Origin of the sequence: Flavobacterium davisii (assembly GCF_019565505.1) — a bacterium.
In the GTDB taxonomy this organism is placed as follows: Bacteria; Bacteroidota; Bacteroidia; order Flavobacteriales; family Flavobacteriaceae; genus Flavobacterium; species Flavobacterium davisii.
This window is the reverse complement of the sequence record NZ_CP067378.1, coordinates 1,206,498-1,225,297: the sequence shown is the minus strand read 5'-3', so window position 1 is coordinate 1,225,297 and position 18,800 is coordinate 1,206,498. Positions and strand designations below refer to the sequence as shown.

Annotated in this window: 16 protein-coding genes and 2 pseudogenes; all 18 read left to right on the top strand. The window is 33.1% G+C overall.

Features of this window, described 5'->3' with window-relative positions; genetic code table 11:
• Positions 1-21 precede the first annotated feature (21 nt).
• The 18 genes and pseudogenes from JJC05_RS06010 (at position 22) to JJC05_RS05935 (ending at position 18,668) form a co-directional block, all read left to right on the top strand.
• On the top strand, positions 22-2,133 hold the full coding sequence (locus tag JJC05_RS06010) for a DUF4838 domain-containing protein (protein ID WP_235878549.1): 2,112 nt from the start codon (positions 22-24) through the stop codon (positions 2,131-2,133).
• Positions 2,114-2,665, top strand: a complete 552-nt coding sequence (locus JJC05_RS06005; RefSeq protein WP_105195371.1) for a DUF1573 domain-containing protein — start codon at positions 2,114-2,116, stop codon at positions 2,663-2,665. Before JJC05_RS06010 ends, JJC05_RS06005 begins: the two co-directional genes overlap by 20 nt.
• 577 nt (positions 2,666-3,242) lie before the next feature.
• Positions 3,243-3,937: pseudogene (locus JJC05_RS06000) on the top strand (phosphoadenylyl-sulfate reductase).
• Positions 3,938-4,152: 215 nt separating this feature from the next.
• Positions 4,153-5,058 carry a sulfate adenylyltransferase subunit CysD gene (gene cysD, locus JJC05_RS05995; protein WP_105195373.1) on the top strand — a complete coding sequence of 302 codons (906 nt, stop codon included), beginning with the start codon at positions 4,153-4,155 and terminating at the stop codon, positions 5,056-5,058.
• A 46-nt stretch (positions 5,059-5,104) separates the two neighbouring features.
• The gene (locus JJC05_RS05990; RefSeq protein ID WP_105195374.1) at positions 5,105-6,337 is read left to right on the top strand and encodes a sulfate adenylyltransferase subunit 1; all 1,233 of its coding nucleotides are present in this window, start codon (positions 5,105-5,107) and stop codon (positions 6,335-6,337) included.
• 1 nt (position 6,338) lies between these two features.
• On the top strand, positions 6,339-7,034 hold the full coding sequence (locus JJC05_RS05985) for a serine O-acetyltransferase (RefSeq protein ID WP_374226344.1): 696 nt from the start codon (positions 6,339-6,341) through the stop codon (positions 7,032-7,034).
• A 231-nt stretch (positions 7,035-7,265) separates the two neighbouring features.
• Positions 7,266-8,174, top strand: a complete 909-nt coding sequence (cysK, locus tag JJC05_RS05980; RefSeq protein ID WP_235878545.1) for a cysteine synthase A — start codon at positions 7,266-7,268, stop codon at positions 8,172-8,174.
• 112 nt (positions 8,175-8,286) lie between these two features.
• Positions 8,287-9,108 (top strand): uroporphyrinogen-III C-methyltransferase, encoded by an 822-nt coding sequence (gene cobA / locus JJC05_RS05975; RefSeq protein ID WP_235878543.1) that lies wholly within the window; start codon positions 8,287-8,289, stop codon positions 9,106-9,108.
• Positions 9,098-10,762: a diflavin oxidoreductase gene (locus JJC05_RS05970; protein ID WP_235878541.1), complete on the top strand. Its 1,665-nt coding sequence runs from the start codon at positions 9,098-9,100 to the stop codon at positions 10,760-10,762. The genes cobA and JJC05_RS05970 overlap by 11 nt, the downstream gene beginning before the upstream one ends.
• A 102-nt stretch (positions 10,763-10,864) precedes the next feature.
• Positions 10,865-12,508: an NADPH-dependent assimilatory sulfite reductase hemoprotein subunit gene (locus JJC05_RS05965; protein ID WP_235878540.1), complete on the top strand. Its 1,644-nt coding sequence runs from the start codon at positions 10,865-10,867 to the stop codon at positions 12,506-12,508.
• Positions 12,508-13,290 (top strand): DUF2490 domain-containing protein, encoded by a 783-nt coding sequence (locus JJC05_RS05960; RefSeq protein WP_235878539.1) that lies wholly within the window; start codon positions 12,508-12,510, stop codon positions 13,288-13,290. The genes JJC05_RS05965 and JJC05_RS05960 overlap by 1 nt, the downstream gene beginning before the upstream one ends.
• A gap of 5 nt (positions 13,291-13,295) precedes the next feature.
• Entirely contained in the window at positions 13,296-13,889 is a 594-nt protein-coding gene (locus JJC05_RS16835) for a precorrin-2 dehydrogenase/sirohydrochlorin ferrochelatase family protein (protein ID WP_258929558.1), read from the top strand.
• A 91-nt stretch (positions 13,890-13,980) separates the two neighbouring features.
• Positions 13,981-14,591: pseudogene (locus JJC05_RS18735) on the top strand (sulfite exporter TauE/SafE family protein).
• Positions 14,582-14,773, top strand: a complete 192-nt coding sequence (locus tag JJC05_RS16820; RefSeq protein ID WP_258929555.1) for a hypothetical protein — start codon at positions 14,582-14,584, stop codon at positions 14,771-14,773. The pseudogene JJC05_RS18735 and the gene JJC05_RS16820 overlap by 10 nt, the downstream one beginning before the upstream one ends.
• A gap of 91 nt (positions 14,774-14,864) precedes the next feature.
• Complete coding sequence (locus JJC05_RS05950; RefSeq protein WP_235878538.1) at positions 14,865-15,191, top strand: hypothetical protein; 327 nt, start codon at positions 14,865-14,867, stop codon at positions 15,189-15,191.
• 15 nt (positions 15,192-15,206) lie between these two features.
• A complete protein-coding gene (locus tag JJC05_RS05945; RefSeq protein WP_235878537.1) occupies positions 15,207-15,917 on the top strand; it encodes a restriction endonuclease in 711 nt (236 codons plus the stop codon).
• Between the two features lie 680 nt (positions 15,918-16,597).
• Positions 16,598-17,590, top strand: coding sequence for an alpha/beta fold hydrolase (locus JJC05_RS05940; RefSeq protein WP_235878536.1), 993 nt, complete (start codon positions 16,598-16,600; stop codon positions 17,588-17,590).
• Positions 17,571-18,668 (top strand): homoserine dehydrogenase family protein, encoded by a 1,098-nt coding sequence (locus tag JJC05_RS05935; protein WP_235878535.1) that lies wholly within the window; start codon positions 17,571-17,573, stop codon positions 18,666-18,668. Before JJC05_RS05940 ends, JJC05_RS05935 begins: the two co-directional genes overlap by 20 nt.
• The last annotated feature ends 132 nt before the right edge of the window (positions 18,669-18,800 follow it).

The window sequence follows — 18,800 nt, the reverse complement described above, 5'->3', positions numbered from 1 at the left end:
CAATTCCACTATTGTTAAACTTTGTTTAGCAATCGTTTTCTTTTCGTGTCTTCTGGTTGTTCCTTAAAGGCGCATGCCGATTTGGAAGATGTTAAATTATACTCTGATCAATATAAGATTCTATTTGAACATCAAACCAAATTAAAAAAATTAGAAAAAGACTATTTTTATAATGAATTTAAAAAAAGAACCTCAAAACCCGAAATAATTTCTAAAAATAAAAATCTAGAAGGACTCCTGATAAAAGTAATTTTGTCTTCAGAAAACCTATTCGATTATCAAATAAAAGTACAAGAAAATAAAGAAATTCAACTCATCGCAAATTCCGAAAAAAATTTAAAATGGTTGTTTAATCAATTTCTAAAAAAATTAAGTATTCAAGATGATAGAATCATAACCCAAGACCTATTACCCGCTATTATATCAATAAAAGAAAATACGGTTCGTTTTCCATTTGAGTACAGAGAACCTCATTTTAATCCTGTCTTACAAACAGAATCCGATATACGTTATAATTGTAATAATGTTGAAAATGATTGGGGAATTTGGGGGCATAACTTAGGAAAACTATTAATTGAAGAAAATAGCTCTCAAACATTTGCTCTAGTAGAAAACAAAAGAAATAAATCACAAATATGTTTTTCTTCTGATGCAACATATAAATTTTTAAAAAATTATATAATAGATAACTTTGGACTCAATCCCCATAAAAATTACGCCTTTATGATTATTCCAAACGATAACGATTTCGTTTGTTTAGACTCCAAATGCAAAAACTTAGGGAATACCATTTCAAATGCTACTCCTTCCGTTATCTATTTAATTGAAAAATTAGCAAAAGAATTCCCCAAATATAATTTCTTTACTACATCCTATCGTACAACAGAAATTCCACCAATTAAAAAAACTTCAAAAAATGTAGGAGTAATGATTAGTACTATTGATTTTCCAAAAAATGTACACTTTGAAAAGAAACCAGAAGTGAAAAAATTTGAAGAAAAATGCCTGAAATGGAAAGAAAAAGTAAATAAAATCTATTTATGGGATTACGCATCCAATTTTGATGATTATCTAACCCCATACCCCTTTTTTTATCGCTTTAAAAAACAATTAGAGTACTTTAATGAAATAGGCATAAAAGGGGTGTTTGTTAACGGAAGTGGTTATGATTATACCAGTTTTCAAGAATTAAAAACATTTGTAGTTTCTTCATTACTTATAGACTATAATCTAAAAATAGAAGACCTAATAAAAAACTATTTTAAACAAGAGTTTCCTCAAAATCATGAATTTCTGTCAGAATATTATCTAGATTTTGAAAAACTAGCCGAGAAACAAAACCTTTCATGTTCTATTTATGACAAAGGAATTAAAAATTTAAACCCGTTACATTTTTTTCATTTTTATGAAAAACTAAACAAGCTAGCAAACGCCACTCAACAAACAAAAGAAAGAATAAAAATAAGAGAGCTACTAGTTGCTCTAAGCTTTACATATTTAAAACTCTCATTAGAAAACGGAAATACTGAAAATGGGTATTATACAATAGAAAACAATACAATGAGTATAAAACCCCAAATAATAGAAGTGTACAACAGATTAAAACAACATATAAACTACCAAGATCTTAAAAATTTTAAAGAAGAAAACGGCTCTATTCAAGCTTTTTTAAAAGAATTTGAAGAAGAAATCATAAAAAATAAATACCCTCTAAACAAATTGTTTAGTAAAAAACTTGAAGCACTCTCCAAATTAGATGAAGATTATCCCAATATAAATGTCCTAAATGATAATTCAGTTGGATTAATTTCCGATTATCATTATGGATGGCTTTTAACTAGCCAAGAAGATTTAGCCATTAGACTTCCCAGTATAGAAATTGAGAATGCCACCCTAAAAGTAAACTTTCTCAATAATCCTGATCTAAAAATCTTTCTTCCTATAAAAGTTCAAGTTTATAAAAATGGCGTTTTATGGGCTGAATTAACAGAAAGTCCCGGATCTAAACAAGAAAAAAGAAAAGGCATTTATACAACAAAAATAACCATTCTTAAGAATGACAATATAGTAATAAAAACAATAACCGATACCAAAAATAGAAAGACAGCCTGTGATGAAATACAATTATTTTAATTTTTTAATGCCCCATTTATTTCAAAAGAATTTAATAGCCATTTTACCCCTATTATTTTTTATAAGTTGCGAAAAAGAAGGACAGAGCACAACTATAGAGGTAAAAGACCCTCAAAGACATTATTTTCCAGTTGTCCAAGGAGAAAAACTACATATCGTATTTCCTGTTAAAAATACAGGGAAAAACTTATTAGAAATAAAAGAAATTCAAACTTCATGTGGATGTATCATAGCAGATGATTCCAATATAAAAAATATAGTACCACAATCTACAGGCTATTTACACTTTGAATATGATACAAACAAAAATACAGGCTATGTGCAACATCAAATTTATATATACGGAAATTTTATTCCCAATAATAAAATTGAACTAAACTTCGATACGCACGTAGTACCCAGTAGTTTACACTCAAAAGATTATGAAGAACTTTATAAAGAAATTCAAGAATCGAGTCCTGATATAGACAAATTAAATTACGGATTAGAAAGACAAAAAAACTATTATACAGGAGATAAACCAGAAGAATAGACTTTTTTTTCGTAAAATTGCCTTGTTTGTAGATAAAATATAGCTAAATATTTGTTATAGCTTTAAAGATTATGGAAATAAAAAATACTCTTTTAACTTACAAAATAACGTGTTATATTTGTCGTGCAATTGTAAAATTATTGTAAACCAGTATTTGAACATACAAATACATTCATTGAGCAATTTAGAAATTAATGTTAAATCAAAGTAACATAAAAAAATAAGTAAGAAAGAGGTAATCATTTCTCTCAATGTAAATAAAACATAAACGTATGAAAAAAAGTATTAAAAATAACAACTGTTGTATGTGCTACTCAAAATCTTGAGGAGTGTGTCGTTGTATATATACTTAATATACGATATAATAAAAACGAACTCCTCATTTTATGAGGAGTTTTTTTATAAATAAATTTTAAACAATAAAAAATGGAAAATACATACTTAAATACAATCATCATAATTACGGCTAGTTGTTGTAAATGACATAAGGAGGTATGTGTAAAAATAATTTTAATATTTATATAATGATGCAGACCTTTTGAATTTCAAGAGGTCTTCTTATTTTAAAAAAAGCATGATGACAGAACAAATAAAAAACTTTTTAAAATATTCGAATAACTTGGGGCAAAGCCTTCGTTTTTTAAGCGAAAATTTTACAGGTAAAATTATTTTTTCAACCAGTTTTGGTATAGAAGATCAAGTAATTACAAATGAAATTTTTACCAATAAATTAAAAAATATAGAAGTATTTACTTTGGATACAGGTAGATTGTTTGCAGAAACATATAACGTTTGGGATAAAGTCAATTTACAATATGGAAACCAAATAAAAGCCTATTATCCTCAAGCATCTACTTTAGAAAAATATGTAAATGAAAAAGGAATCAATGGGTTTTATATGAGCGTAGAAAACAGAAAAGAATGCTGCCACATCCGTAAAGTAGAACCGTTAAACAGAGCTTTAGAAGGAGCCAACCTTTGGATAACGGGACTACGAGCTGAGCAGTCACAAAACCGTCAAAACGTACCATTATTAGAATGGGATCAAAATTTTAAACTATATAAGTACAATCCGCTACTAAACTGGACACTAGAAGAAGTAGTTAGTTATTTAAAACAAAATGGTGTTCCTTACAACACGCTACACGACAAAGGCTATGTAAGTATAGGTTGCGCGCCGTGTACCAGAGCCATCAAAGAAGGAGAGGACTTCAGAGCTGGACGTTGGTGGTGGGAAGATCAATCAAAAAAGAATGCGGATTACATAAGTAAAATTAGAAATCAGAATTTAGAAAAAGTGGAAAGCCATTAGCCAAAAGAAAATAGATGATTGAACTTAAAAACTTAACCATTCACCTTTGCGTAAATGATTGCGCACTTTGCGGTTAAAAAACTTAGTGAGACTTCGTGTTTTATGGTTAAAATCTTTGCGTAACTTAGTGCTTAATTTTGTAAAAGTCTACGTGAAAAATTTGAGATAAATAAAAATGGAAAAAAATATAGATTACTTAGAACAATTAGAGAACGAAGCTATTTACATCCTTCGTGAAACAGCCGCTCAGTTTGAAAAACCTGCTTTGTTATTCTCTGGAGGAAAGGATTCAATTGTATTAATACACTTAGCTTTAAAAGCATTTAGACCAGGAAAATTTCCTTTTCCGTTAGTACATATCGATACAGGTCACAATTTTCCTGAAGCTATAGAGTTTAGAGATAAACTAGTAGCTCAAATTGGAGAAAAACTTATCGTAGGTAGCGTAGAAGACAGTATCAAAAAATACAATTTAAAAGAAACTGCAGGTCGTTTTCCATCACGTAATGCTTTGCAAACCTACAGTTTATTGGATACCATACAAGAAAATGAATTTGATGCCTGTATAGGTGGTGCCCGTCGTGATGAAGAAAAAGCAAGAGCTAAAGAAAGAATTTTCTCGGTTCGTGATGATTTTGGAGCTTGGGATCCTAAATTACAAAGGCCTGAACTGTGGAACATCTTAAACGGAAAAATTCAAAAAGGACATAACGTAAGAGTATTCCCTATTAGTAACTGGACCGAATTAGACGTGTGGAACTACATTAAAAAATACAATATCGAATTGCCTAATTTATATTTTGCCCACGATAGAGAATGTATCGTCCACCAAGACAAATTGGTGGCAACCTCAGCATTTATTCAGCCACAAGCTGGAGATCAAGTAGTGGTTGAGCGAGTAAGATACAGAACCGTAGGCGATATGACGTGTACCGCAGCCGTTCCATCACAAGCAGCAACCATTGATGATATTATTGATGATATTATTCAAACCAGAATCAGCGAAAGAGGACAAACTAGACTGGACGACCAACTCTCAGAAGCCGCTATGGAAGACAGAAAAAAGCAAGGATATTTTTAAGAACTAATGGCTTTTGCCTTTTGGCTAATGCCTAAAAAGAAATAAAATGAACACATTACGATTTATAACAGCAGGAAATGTAGATGATGGTAAAAGCACTTTAATAGGTAGACTTTTATACGATTCTGATAGTATACATACAGACCAATTAGGGGTTCTACAAAAACAAACCAAGCAAGAAGGAGTTGACATCGATTTGTCGTTAATCACTGACGGACTTCGTGCCGAAAGAGAGCAAGGAATTACTATTGATGTAGCCTATAAATATTTTTCCACATCAAAAAGAAAATTTATCATTGCAGATGCACCAGGACACGAGCAATACACACGAAATATGATTACGGGAGCATCAAACTCCGATTTAATTATCATTTTAGTCGATGCTCGTAAAGGAATTACAGAGCAAACGAAACGTCACGCGAGTATTGGTTCCTTAATGGGAATTAAAAAAGCCATTATCGCAATTAATAAAATTGATTTAGTAAGTTATTCTGAAGAAACATTCAATCAAATTCAAAAAGATTTTGAAAAGATAAAAAACGAATTGAATTACAATGAAATTCAATACATCCCAGTAAGTGCATTAGTGGGTGATAATGTGGTAAATACTTCTGAAAATACGCCTTGGTATAAAGGGAAATCCATTTTAGAAACGTTAGAAAGTGTAGAAATCGATTCAACGGATGATTTACCCGCTCGTTTTCAAGTGCAATGGGTGATCCGTCCTAAAGATGAAGAAAATCATGATTATAGAGGGTATGCAGGACCTGTGTTAAGTGGAACTTATAAGGTAGGCGATAAGGTTAAAATATTTCCAGCTAATATTGAAACTACGATTGTTAAAATTGAGAAAAATCAAAAAAAGATGGAGCAAGTAACAGCGGGAGATAATATAGTATTACATTTTAGTGCCAATATTGATATTAGCCGTGGAGACACCATAGTTTTAAATAATCAACTACCTAAAGAAACCAACCAAATAGATACTTGGGTATCGTGGTTGGATAACACCGACTTACAAGTGGGCAAAACCTATCTATTACAACATCGCTTTAAAACGGTTCGTGTAAAAGTACAACAAGTAAATCGCAAATGGAATATAAACGAATGGCAATTTACAGAAGGAGATACGGTTAAACTAAATGATATTGCCCAAATTAGTTTACGCACCAATCAGTACTTGTTTATCGACTCATTTACTCAAAATTCAAAAACAGGAAATGCCATTCTTATTGATGAAACCACTTACAACACCGTTGGTGCTTTAATGTTCTTATAATATGTCGTACTCAATTTATATTAAAAATCAAGAAAGAGCAAAAAATCCAATCAACAAAAATCAAGTTGAAAAATGGGTTGATGAACTCATTAATTGGTTGTTTGATATCAATCAAGAATACAATAATTATCGGTTTTTTCAAAATAAAGAAAAGTTGCTTCAAATAGAATTACAAAATATCCTAGCCAAAACAGTAGAAGATACCAATCAAATTGTGGTCTATGCTAACTTTTTTTTCGAACAAATAGAAGATTTACACTACGTTCTTTTAAATGATCTGGAAACCATTGTTAATTTTGATCCAGCAGCTAAGTCAAAAGAAGAGGTACTTGTCGCTTATCCCGGTTTTTTTGCCATAACAGTCTATCGGATTGCTAATGTATTTTGGAAATTAAATGTACCTGTAATTCCTCGAGTAATTTCAGAATATATGCACAGTCGAACAGGTATTGATATCCATCCAGGAGCAGAAATTGGCGAAAATTTCTTTATCGACCACGGAACAGGAATTGTAATAGGGGAAACTACTAAAATAGGAAAAAATGTAAAAATTTATCAAGGTGTAACGTTGGGCGCTTTATCCGTTTCAAAAGAAGCTAATTCGGTAAAAAGACATCCAACAATCGAAGATGATGTAACCATTTACGCGAATGCTACAATACTTGGTGGAAGTACAGTAGTAGGAAAAAAACGGTAATAGGAGGTAACGTTTGGTTAACCCAATCAGTGCCAGAAAATACTTTGGTGTACCATAAAAGTGAAATTAAAATTAAATTAAAAAGCGAATTCTCAGAACCGCTTAATTACGTGATTTAAGAAAAAGGCAATAGTAGAAAAGACAAAAGAGGAAAGTAATTAGTGATAAGGTAATAGGATTCGAGCCTGAAAGGAGACAGTATCGAACTCCTTAAAAAAAATACTTAGTGAAATGAAAGCAAATACTATTTTAGAAACCATAGGAAATACTCCTGTTGTTAAAATCAATAAATTATACGGTAACAAAAACGTCTTCATAAAATTAGAAAGAAACAATCCAGGGAGCAGTATCAAAGATCGTGTTGCATTAGGAATGATCGAAGATGCAGAAGCAAAAGGAGTATTAAAACCAGACAGCGTAATTATAGAACCTACTTCTGGGAATACAGGAATTGGTTTAGCATTAGTAGCAGCTGTAAAAGGATATAAAGTCATTCTCGTAATGCCAGAATCAATGAGTGTAGAACGTAGAAAATTAATGGAAATTTACGGAGCTTCATTCGATTTAACTCCTCGCGAAAAAGGAATGAAAGGCGCTATTGAGCGTGCTGCCGAATTGGTTGCTACTACGCCAAACGCTTGGTCACCTTCACAATTTAATAACCAAGCGAATGTTGAGGTACACAAGCGTACAACTGCGCAAGAAATTATGGTCGATTTTCCTGATGGATTAGATTATATCATGACAGGGGTAGGTACTGGCGGACATATAATAGGAGTTGCTTCTATGCTTAAAGAAAAATTCCCTAACCTAAAAGTAATTGCGGTAGAACCTGAATTATCTCCTGTTTTAAGCGGTGGTAGTCCATCACCACACCCATTACAAGGAATAGGAGCTGGTTTTGTACCTGAAATTTATCAAGCAGGTTTAATTGACGAAGTAATTCAAGTAAGTAAAGACGATGCTTTTGAATATGCCCGAAACATAGCAAAAAACGAAGGGATTTTGGTTGGAATTTCAACAGGCGCCTCTTTAGCCGCAGTAGCTAAAAAAGCAGCCACATTACCAGATGACGCTACCATATTAACCTTTAATTACGATACAGGCGAACGATACCTTTCGATTGAAGGATTGTTTTAATCAATAAAAATTAACGAAAAAACCTAACAGGTTTCCAAAACCTGTTAGGTCTAAAAAAACATTCTCCATCGGGTCAAAATTGGCTCGACAGGGATAACTCATGCCTAAAAAAATGGAAAGAAGTATAAAACATATAGGAAAAGTAATCTTAGCAGGAGCAGGTCCCGGTGACCCCGAGCTGATCAGTTTAAAAGCTTTGAAATACTTGCAAAAGGCAGATGTAGTCTTAACTGACCGACTCGTTTCGCCTGAACTTATTGAGGAATATGCACGTAAAGATGCCGAAATTGTGTATGTGGGCAAACAATGTTCTAAAGGGGTTTGGACACCGCAACAAGATATCAACGAATTGATCGTGCTTTTTGCCCAACAAGGAAAATTAGTACTTCGTTTAAAAGGGGGCGATTCGACCTTGTTTTCGAATATTTTGGACGAATTACAAGTATTAGTAGCTAATGAAATTCCGTATGAAATTATCCCCGGGGTTTCTGCTGCTTTTGGCGCCGCTGCTTATACAGGTATGCCTTTAACAGCTAGGGGGTATTCTCGCGGACTTCGATTCTTGACTTTGTATGAGTTAGAAAATGTGGAAAGTCAACAATGGACTGATTGGGCAACGACGAGTGATACGCTGGTGTTTTATATGAGTGGGCAAAAACTAAAGGTGTTGGCACAAAAATTAATCGAACAAAATATCGATCATGAAAAAGGAGTCGCTGTCATCCAACAAGCCACCACACCGAATCAAAAAACGAAGGTGTTTAGTTTTGAGGATATTACCACAAAACCGTTACCTGAATTTGAATATGTGCCAACGCTAATTGTGGTAGGTAAAGTGGTAGCACTGCACCAGCAATATGCTTGGTTCGCTGAAAAAAACAACACCGAATCTTATTTCGATAATCATAAAACAATCTATCAAAATGCTATCTGAAACTAAAAATAATTTATTAGAAAAATTGGTTCAAAATGCTACCAATGAAGAACTGATTTATGCTAAAGGATATCTAGCAGGATATTTAGCAAAGAATTTCGGAATTCAAGCCACGGGTGTAATTCCTCCAGTTCAAACTACTGCTATTGCCGTAAAACCACTAATTGTTTATGGTACCGAAACGGGTAATTCTAAAAAAGTAGCTACTCAAATTCAAGCGATTTTTAAAAAGAATAAAATCCAAGCAAAAAGTGTGGATGTAGCCCAATTTGATTTGGCAAAACTCCAAAAAGAAACTCACGTTTTATTTGTGGTAAGTACACAAGGCGAAGGCGAATTTCCGCAAAATGCCGTTGGTTTTTACGAAGCTATCAAAGCATTCAATGGTAAGTTAGATAAATTGTCGTTTGCGGTTTTCGGTTTGGGCGATTCTTCCTATCCTTTATTTTGTAATGCAGGTGTATTATTAGATGCCGTTTTAGCCGAAAAAGGGGCAACACGTTTACTGCCATTGGTTAAGGCTGATGTGGATTATGCGAGTTTAATTCCAATTTGGGAAACCGATTTGCAAAATGCTTTTGGAGCTAAAACAACTGCAACACCAGCGTTAGTAAAATCAGCGGTAGCAGCAACTTCGCACAAGCAGCATTTTACTGGACAAATTTCGCATAAAATCGTATTGAATGACAGAGGTTCGAATAAAGAAACCTATCATATCGAAATAACACCTAATGAAGAAGTAATTTACGAACCCGGAGATGCTTTAGGAGTAATTCCGAAAAATAACGAAGCTGAGTTACAAAACATAGCTTCTTATTTCAAAGTAACCGATGTTGCAACTCTTCAGGATAAAAATATTCGTGGTTTATCTAAAAAATCGTTAGAAAGTGTAGCGAAAATTCTTGATATCGAAATTACAGAAGAAAAAGCCGATTTAGTAGATATTATCCAAAAATACCAACCTAAAAAGGGTACTTTGGAAGAAGTGGTAGCTGTATTGCATCCTATTGCGCCTCGTTTGTATTCAATTTCTTCTGCTGCCGAAGCACACGACGGACAAGTGCATTTAACGGTGAACCTAAATAGTTTTAAAGTGGAGGATAGTGTAAAAACAGGATTGACTTCTCAGTTTTTAGCCGATTATCCTTTGGATACCGATTATGATTTCTATATCCATAAAAACAATAATTTCCGTTTACCTGCTGAGGATGCCGATATTATTTTAATTGGTCCAGGAACAGGTATTGCACCTTTTAGAAGCTTCTTAGCACAACGTGATGCTACTGGTGCCGAAGGGAAAAACTGGTTATTCTTTGGGGAGCAACATTTTGCTTTCGATTTTTATTACCAAACCGAAATTCAAGAATGGTTATCTACTGGAGTGTTAACCAAATTAAGTACAGCTTTCTCTAGAGATCAAGAGCGTAAAATTTACGTACAAGATCGCATCAAAGAAAATGCAAGCCAGTTTAACGAATGGTTAGAAAACGGCGCTTCTATTTACATCTGCGGACAAAAAGACCCAATGAGTAAAGATGTCGAAAACACAATTATTGAAGTAATCGCTTCCCAACGAAATATCTCGGTTGAAAAAGCAAAAGAAGTATTAGACCAATTAGAAGAACAAGGAAAATATCAAAAGGACGTGTATTAGAGCCTCCCCCGACCCCTCCAAAGGAGGGGAGCCTAGAAACGCAGAAAAATTATTCATAATCCTTATTCCCCCTTTGGGGGTTAGGGGGCTAATAAAAAAAAGATGAGCGACAAATTATCACCAGTAGAATATATAAAAATCAATAGCGACGGATTAAGAGGTACGCTAAAAGAAAGTATCGATATTGATAACCACACCGGAAATGTACGACCAGACGATGAAACATTGGTAAAGTTTCACGGAATGTATGTGCAAGATGATAGAGACAGACGTGCTGAAAGAGCAGCGAAAAAATTGGATAAATTATACTCCTTTATGATTCGTTTGCGTATTCCAGGCGGAATTATCAATGCCGAAAAATGGATCGCCTTACATAATATATCAGAACAGTACGGAACAGGAACCTTAAAAATTACAACTCGCCAAACGGTACAGTTACACGGATTACTAAAACACGAATTACGCCCAACGATTCAAGGATTCAATCTAGCACAACTAGATTCTATTGCAGCGTGTGGCGACGTAAACCGAAATGTAATTGCTAGTTCGCATCCGCAATTGTCTCCGTTGCACGCACAAATTCACGCGTATGCCGATAAAATTTCAACTCTTTTGTTGCCAAAAACACAAGCGTATTACGAAGTATTTATCGACGGAGAAAAAATTTATGAGCGTTCGGCAGAAGCAGATCCGTTGTATGAAAACAGATACTTACCACGTAAATTCAAAATAGCTATTGCGATTCCGCCTAGTAACGATGTCGATTTATTTACAAACGATTTGGGACTCATTGCCATTATCGAAAACAACGAATTAAAAGGATTCAATATTGTAGTGGGTGGTGGTTTAGGAACAACCCACGGGAACGCTTCAACATATCCACGTTTAGGTGATGTGTTAGGCTTTACAGATACCGAAGAAAAAACTTTAAAAGCGGTGTATGAAGTATTAACAGTACAACGTGATTTTGGAAATCGAGTAGAACGTAAATTATCTCGTTTAAAATATACTGTCGATAAAATGACGGTGGAAGGTTTCAAAGCCGAATTAGAAAAACGCATCGGATTCCAACTAGAACCAGCGCGTCCTTATACCTTCACCGAACGTAATGATCGTTACGGTTGGGAACAAAGTGCCGACAAGCAATGGTATTATACGCTATTTGTAGAGCACGGTGTAGTTAAACCAGAGCAAAAAGCCTTTTTGTATGAATTGGCACAGTTGAATATAAATAATTTCATTTTTACAGGTAATCAAAATCTACTGTTAGGCGAAATTTCAACGAAAAACAAAGCAAAAGTTGAAGCTTTATTAACTAAATACGACATAGAGAAAAACGTAAGTAACATTCGTAAAAGTTCGATGGCGTGTGTGGCAATGCCTACTTGTCCGTTAGCGCTTGCCGAAGCTCAACGTTATTTACCTGTTTTAGTAACTAAAATTGAACCACTTTTAGCAAAACACGGTTTATCAGAAGATGAACTAACCATACGTATGACAGGCTGTCCTAATGGTTGTGGTCGTCCGTATGTAGCTGAACTTGGTTTCATAGGTACAGGTCCCGAGCAATATAACTTTATGTTGGGAGGCGATCGTTATGGATTACGATTAAATAAGCTATATAAAGAAAAACAAACCGAAGCGCAAATTTTAGCAGAAATAGATGTGTTATTAGGACGCTATATTCTAGAAAAACAAGAGGGAGAAACCTTTGGGGATTACGCTAACCGAGTGATATTAAATTAATGATGACAGACCTAACAGGTTTTCAAAACCTGTTAGGTCTAAAAGATAAAAATGAAAAAAAAACTCTTTTACTCCTACTCTTATCCAGCCTCACTTTCGCACAAAAGAAAGTCGAAAGCCAGCAGTTATTGTGGTATGGATATTACAACCAATTAAAATTTAATTCCAATTGGACATTACATTCAGAGATACAAGAAAGACAATTTTACAATCCAGCGGCACAACATCAATTGGTGTTCAGGTCTAATTTAGATAGAAAGCTAATTGATAATATTAATGGTTCAGTAGGGATGGTGTTGTTTTTACAAAGCCCCAATAACCCCGAATCAAAAAGTAAATTGATAGTCCCTGAATTACGTCCTGACATCGGATTTAATTCCAAGAAAAAATACAGTTTCTTTTCTATTAATCATCGATATAAACTAGAAGCAAGATTTTTTCATCAAACGGAGAATAACGAATTAAAAGGAGGATTTATATTTTCTAATTTCCGATTTAGATACCAGTTAGGATTTGACTTTCCATTGGTTAAAAAAGAAAAGGAAGAAAAATTAATCTTCAAAATTAAAGATGAGGTAATGTTTAATGCAGGAAGCAAAATTATTAAAAATGTTTTTGACCAAAATAGAATATACACCGCATTAAATTATAAATTTGACAAGAATTTTTCAATAGAGCTGGGTTACATGAACTGGTTTCAACAAAAAACTACAGGTAACGAGTTTTATGATAGAAATATCATTCGTTTTTCTATTTTTCACAATATTGATTTAAGTAAATAACAATTATGGATAATAGCACACTTTTCCCCGTTTTTTTAAAAACCGAAAGCAAACGATTCCTTATTGTAGGTGGAGGTAATGTTGCCTTAGAAAAAACAGAAACATTGTTAAAACAAAACCCTAATATTTCTATTAAATTAGTAGGAAAAGAAATTTTTGATACGACATTATTAAAACTCAAAAACGAACCTTCTATCCAATTTGAAGAAAGAGCCTTTCAGGAATCAGATTTAGAAGATATTGATTTTGTCATTACGACTACTAACGATACAGAAGTAAATAAAAATATTAAAAAATTAGCCAATCAAAAGCAAATTTTAGTCAATGCAGCAGATCAACCCGATTTATGTGACTTTTATTTAGGTTCAATTGTGAATAAAGGCAATATGAAAATTGCGATTTCAACCAATGGGAAATCGCCTGTATTAGCTCGTAGAATGCGAGAGTTTTTTACCGATATTATTCCTGATTCGATAGACGAAAATTTAGATAGTTTAAATACCTTACGTGATTCTGTTAAAGGCGATTTTCAAGAAAAATTAGAGGTGTTAAACCAAGCCACAGAAGCACTAAGTCCTAAAAAGGAAAAAAACAAATAAAAAATACCAGCAATTAGCTTTTCAATTATCCATTGTGTTTTTTGCTGTTTTTGTAGGTTATGGTTTCTCAGGGATAGTCTCCATTGATCAAATGCTTGATTTTACGAGCCAAATACCCACTGCTTTTTATATCATGTTAGCTGTAGGTTTCGTTGCGCAATTAGTCGATGGTGCTGTAGGTTTGGGCTACGGATTAACTTGTTCTGCAAGTATGATGCTCTTTGGAATCAGTCCAAAAGCCATCAGTGGTAGTATTCATACCGCCGAAATGTTTTCCAGTGGTATCAGCGGATTTTCCCACTATAGATTTGGGAACGTAAACAAAAAACTATTATTCTGGTTAGCCATACCGGAGTAGTAGGCGCTATAGGAGGTGCTTTATTGTTAGTCTATTTAGGGGATAAGTACGAAAAAGAAACTTACTTATTACTATCGATTTACACCTTAATCATGGGGCTTAATTTATTTCGATTAGCGTTACGTAAAAAACCACTGGAACGTAAAAAAAGTGTCGCTACAGGAGTGTTAGGATTTTCTGGCGGATTTCTAGATTCTTTTGCAGGAGGAGGTTGGGGGCCTATAGTAACTTCAACGTTAATGTCATTAGGAAAGAAATCAAAATATGTAGTTGGAACAGTGAGTTTAGCCGAGTTTTTTGTTACCCTAGCCGCTGCCATTACCTTTTTGTTTCTATGGGAGTAAGTCATTGGTTTATTATTGCAGGATTAATCATAGGAGGTTCCATTGCAGCACCACTCGCAGCCAAGTTGGTTGGCAAAGTGCCCCAACGTAAAGCTTTGTTTTTAGTAGCCCTGTTAGTTACTATTTGGAGTATTAAAACAATGATTTCGAAAGCGCATGTGCTAGATTTTTTTACTAAGTAAAGAAAGGATTTTAATTTAAATAAGTGAATGGTATTGTTTGAATGTTATCTGTATCTTTGGGATTATAAAGGTTTGTTATGGTTTAATGATTATGTCAAAAATTGAACAATTTCAAATAGTAGAGTCTTTTTTAATTAATGATAAAATTGCTTTGACAGGAAGGTTGGTTTCAGATTGTACAGTTTCCCTAAAAGATGATATTCAACAGAAAAATGTTAAAATTATATTTTCTTATAAAGGAGAAATAGTTTCGAAAAAAGTTATTCATTTAGATGTTGGTTTTGGAAGAGCTAGTATTGATAGTATAGCGAGTAAAAATGACAATATTGTATTGATTGTTGAAAAAGACAATGGAGAAGATGTGTTACTGAATAATTCTGTTGAATTGCCAATTTTAGTGAACCTTGTTATTGAGTAAAATTATTTTCGTTTTATGTGGAAGGAATATGAAATACAAATATTTGATTTTCTAAAAGAAATCTATCCAGAATGTGAGATTGATTATGATGATTCTATTTACGGTATATATAGTAAAGTTGAAAGACAAATTGATTTTGCAATACGAGGTGATTTGGCAGGTAATAGGGTATTGGGAATAGTTGATTGTAAATACTATAAAAAAAATATAGATGTAAAAGTTGTTGAGAGTTTTATTGGTATGATGGAGGATGTTAAGGCTAACTTTGGTTTCATGGTAACAAATAAAGGATATTCACCGGCTGCTAAAAACAGAGTGAAAAATTCAAATTTAAGACTAGATGTGTTAAAATTAAATGAAATGAAACAAGTCGAATTGACTATAGATTATTTTTTTAACCAAAAAATCTATGGTTTACAGTTGTCGAAATCTGAATTTTTTAAAAGGAATAAGCATAATTCTGGTTATTTTGATGAGGTTAAATCAAACTATGTTAAAAGAGAAATTTATTTTAAGGAAGGTTTTGTTCGTTCTGAATATTATGCTTTCAAAAAAATACTTGAGTATTCAGTTAGAATTTTTAGAGATTTTGAACAATTAGAGAAAGTTAAATTATATGTTCCGCTTGCACAGAATAACTGTTCAGATGAAAGTTTTGTTGGGAGTTGTATTTACAAATGTGAGATATCTAGGTTTGAAATTGAATCTTTTTGCAAATTGAAATAGAGTTTTTAAGAGAAGATATTGTGAATTGGAGGAACGATTTTCTAAGTCAAATCTCTAAAGATTTAGTTTTTCGTTTTGCTGAACTTTTTGTGAAAAGAATTTAGATGAAATAAGAATTCTCGGCTTATGATTGAAAGTTATGAGTTTAATATAGAATCTTGTTGAAATTGATATATTCTACTCCAATCCCTTTTTTAGTTTTTTAAACGCTTTTGTAAAATGTTTTTAAATTTAAATTCTACTTATAATATATGTAATAATAAAATTTAGAAAAATAATCTAAAAATTTTATTTTAAAAGAAAAAGTATCTAAGTTTGTCCTGTTGAAAAAGTAAAAGAAAAATAAAATGATTACAACGATTTGCAATATGGTTTTTATGATGTGGAAGTTTCCGCAGAGGTAAGTATGGCATAATCAAATCTAAATAATTAGCTATAAACCTCTGCAAAAGCAGAGGTTTTTTGTTGAATACAATTTAAAAGAAAAAAATGTTGACAATTAGAAAAATGATGTGTTGTTATTATATGATGTGCTGTTGTGCATCACCTAGCTATTATCAGTATATAAAGACTTAAATCTTGGTTTGTTTGTGTTTGTAAGTCCTTTTGGTAATAGCTCCAAAAGGACTTTTTTTTAACAATCAATATTGAATTTTAGAAAGTATAATTTCATAAGAACAATGAGTAAACTTCAAAAAATAGACGTTTTTAATTTCAAATTAGAAAATGAAAAAAGAATCCCTTTTCTGAATTTGGCCTATCAAACTTTTGGGCAACCTTTAGGAACTGCTCCCGTTGTGGTTGTAAATCACGCTTTGACGGGGAATTCAAATGTAGCTGGCGAAAAAGGCTGGTGGAAGGCTTTGATTGGAGATGGTAAAACTATAGATACCCAGCATTTCACAATCGTTGCTTTTAATATCATAGGAAATGGATTTGAAGGAGGGAGTTTAATTGAAAATTATACGGATTTTACGACTAGAGATATTGCAAAACTTTTTTGGGAAGGACTAGAATACTTGGGGGTTAAAAACGTTTTTGCGCTTATAGGTGGAAGTCTTGGAGGAGGAATTGTATGGGAAATGGCTTTTTTGAAACCTAAAGCAATGCAATATGTGATACCTATTGCTTCTAATTATAAAGCAAATGATTGGTTGATAGCAAATGTGAAAATTCAAGATGATATTTTAAATCATTCGTGCCAACCTATTGAGGATGCTCGAAAACACGCCATGATGCTGTATCGAAGTCCGTTGTCAATCGATTTGAAATTTCAACAAGAATATGTTAATGGTGCTTACGCTGTGGAAAACTGGCTGGATTTCCACGGACAATCGTTGCAAACACGGTTTTCGCTTTCAGCTTATAAATTGATGAATCATTTGTTACGAACCATTGGTAAATCTGTAGATGAAATGGCTCTACAGCTTTTTTTTAATGAAACTACTGCAGTCATTCATCAGGTAGCTGTAGATTCGGATGGTCTATTTGTGGCGTATGAAAACGAAAATTTGCACCGTCGTTTTTGTAAACAATATAAGGCACTTTTTCTTCATACCCTAAATTCAGTGCATGGGCATGATGCTTTTTTAATAGAATACGAACAGTTAGGGCAAATTTTATGGCCAATTTTTAATTTTAAAACAACTAAAAATGTCAGTTATCAGAGTTAATGTAATTTTATTTGGGATAGGAAATGTAGGAAGTACATTAATCCAACAAATATTAGAAAGTCAGCAATTTTTTCTAAAACAACGTAATATCGATTTACGTGTGCCAGTAATCACCAATTCCACGGTGGCGTTTTATGAAAAAGAAGGCGTCCGCAATCAATGGGAAGCCGATTTTTCTAGTAATGCTGTGCCTTTTCATTTGGATAGTATTTTTGATTATGTTATAGAAAATGAATTGGAAAACTTAATTGTAGTTGATGCTACAGCGAGTTCAGATATAATAAAGCATTATATTCCATTGGTTCAAAATGGATTCCATATTGTTTCGGCAAATAAAAAAGCGAATACGATTCATTTTGATTTTTATAAAGAATTGCGTCGTCAATTGAAGAAGTTTGATAAGTTATTTTTGTATGAAACGAATGTTGGAGCGGGGTTGCCAGTAGTACAAACAATTCAAGATTTGCATTTGGCTGGAGAAAAAATCACTAAAATACGAGGTGTTTTTTCAGGTACTATCAGTTATATTTTTAATCGTTTTGGTGTTGAGGATACTTCTTTTTCGAGTATTTTAAAAGATGCCGAAACTCAAGGTTTGACGGAACCCGATTCGCGTGAAGATTTGAATGGAAATGATGTGGCGCGTAAACTTCTGATTTTGGCTCGTGAATTAGGATATGACTTTGAGTTTTCAGACATAAAAATACAATCGCTATTGACTGAAGAATTAGTTTCATTGCCTGTGAAAAGTTATCATAAATCCAAGAAGCTTTTAGATGCTCCTTTTGAGAATCAAAAATTACTACAGCAAGACGAACATGTATTGCGTTATGTGGGTGATTTTGATATAGAGCAAAAAGAACTCTCGGTCAAATTAGTTTCAGTTCCTACGAGTTCAGCTTTAGGACAATTACGCGGAGCAGATAATTTGATAGAAATTTATTCCGATTCGTATGGAGCTATACCTATAGTAATTCAAGGAGCAGGAGCAGGAAAGCAAGTTACTGCCCGCGGGGTTTTAACTGATGTGCTTAAAGTTGCTGAGCAATTGAAAGTAAGGGAATTGGTGGAGATTTAAAGTTTGAGTGATTAAAAGTTTATGAGTTTATAGGTTTAAAAGGCAGTTGACTACAAAAATATTTGTTTAAATTATCCACATTTCAGTTGTATTTTTTTCATCTGTGTTTATCTGTGACCATCTGAGTTTTCT

What these genes read in the sequence shown, in the direction of transcription:
- JJC05_RS06005 (WP_105195371.1), top strand. Translation starts at nt 2,114, where the DNA reads ATGAAATACAATTATTTTAATTTTTTAATGCCCCATTTATTTCAAAAG.
- cysD (WP_105195373.1), top strand. Translation starts at nt 4,153, where the DNA reads ATGGAAAAAAATATAGATTACTTAGAACAATTAGAGAACGAAGCTATT.
- JJC05_RS05985 (WP_374226344.1), top strand. Translation starts at nt 6,339, where the DNA reads ATGTCGTACTCAATTTATATTAAAAATCAAGAAAGAGCAAAAAATCCA.
- JJC05_RS16820 (WP_258929555.1), top strand. Translation starts at nt 14,582, where the DNA reads ATGGGAGTAAGTCATTGGTTTATTATTGCAGGATTAATCATAGGAGGT.
- JJC05_RS05960 (WP_235878539.1), top strand. Translation starts at nt 12,508, where the DNA reads ATGATGACAGACCTAACAGGTTTTCAAAACCTGTTAGGTCTAAAAGAT.
- cobA (WP_235878543.1), top strand. Translation starts at nt 8,287, where the DNA reads ATGGAAAGAAGTATAAAACATATAGGAAAAGTAATCTTAGCAGGAGCA.
- JJC05_RS05945 (WP_235878537.1), top strand. Translation starts at nt 15,207, where the DNA reads ATGTGGAAGGAATATGAAATACAAATATTTGATTTTCTAAAAGAAATC.
- JJC05_RS05970 (WP_235878541.1), top strand. Translation starts at nt 9,098, where the DNA reads ATGCTATCTGAAACTAAAAATAATTTATTAGAAAAATTGGTTCAAAAT.
- cysK (WP_235878545.1), top strand. Translation starts at nt 7,266, where the DNA reads ATGAAAGCAAATACTATTTTAGAAACCATAGGAAATACTCCTGTTGTT.
- JJC05_RS05940 (WP_235878536.1), top strand. Translation starts at nt 16,598, where the DNA reads ATGAGTAAACTTCAAAAAATAGACGTTTTTAATTTCAAATTAGAAAAT.
- JJC05_RS05990 (WP_105195374.1), top strand. Translation starts at nt 5,105, where the DNA reads ATGAACACATTACGATTTATAACAGCAGGAAATGTAGATGATGGTAAA.
- JJC05_RS16835 (WP_258929558.1), top strand. Translation starts at nt 13,296, where the DNA reads ATGGATAATAGCACACTTTTCCCCGTTTTTTTAAAAACCGAAAGCAAA.
- JJC05_RS05950 (WP_235878538.1), top strand. Translation starts at nt 14,865, where the DNA reads ATGTCAAAAATTGAACAATTTCAAATAGTAGAGTCTTTTTTAATTAAT.
- JJC05_RS05965 (WP_235878540.1), top strand. Translation starts at nt 10,865, where the DNA reads ATGAGCGACAAATTATCACCAGTAGAATATATAAAAATCAATAGCGAC.
- JJC05_RS05935 (WP_235878535.1), top strand. Translation starts at nt 17,571, where the DNA reads ATGTCAGTTATCAGAGTTAATGTAATTTTATTTGGGATAGGAAATGTA.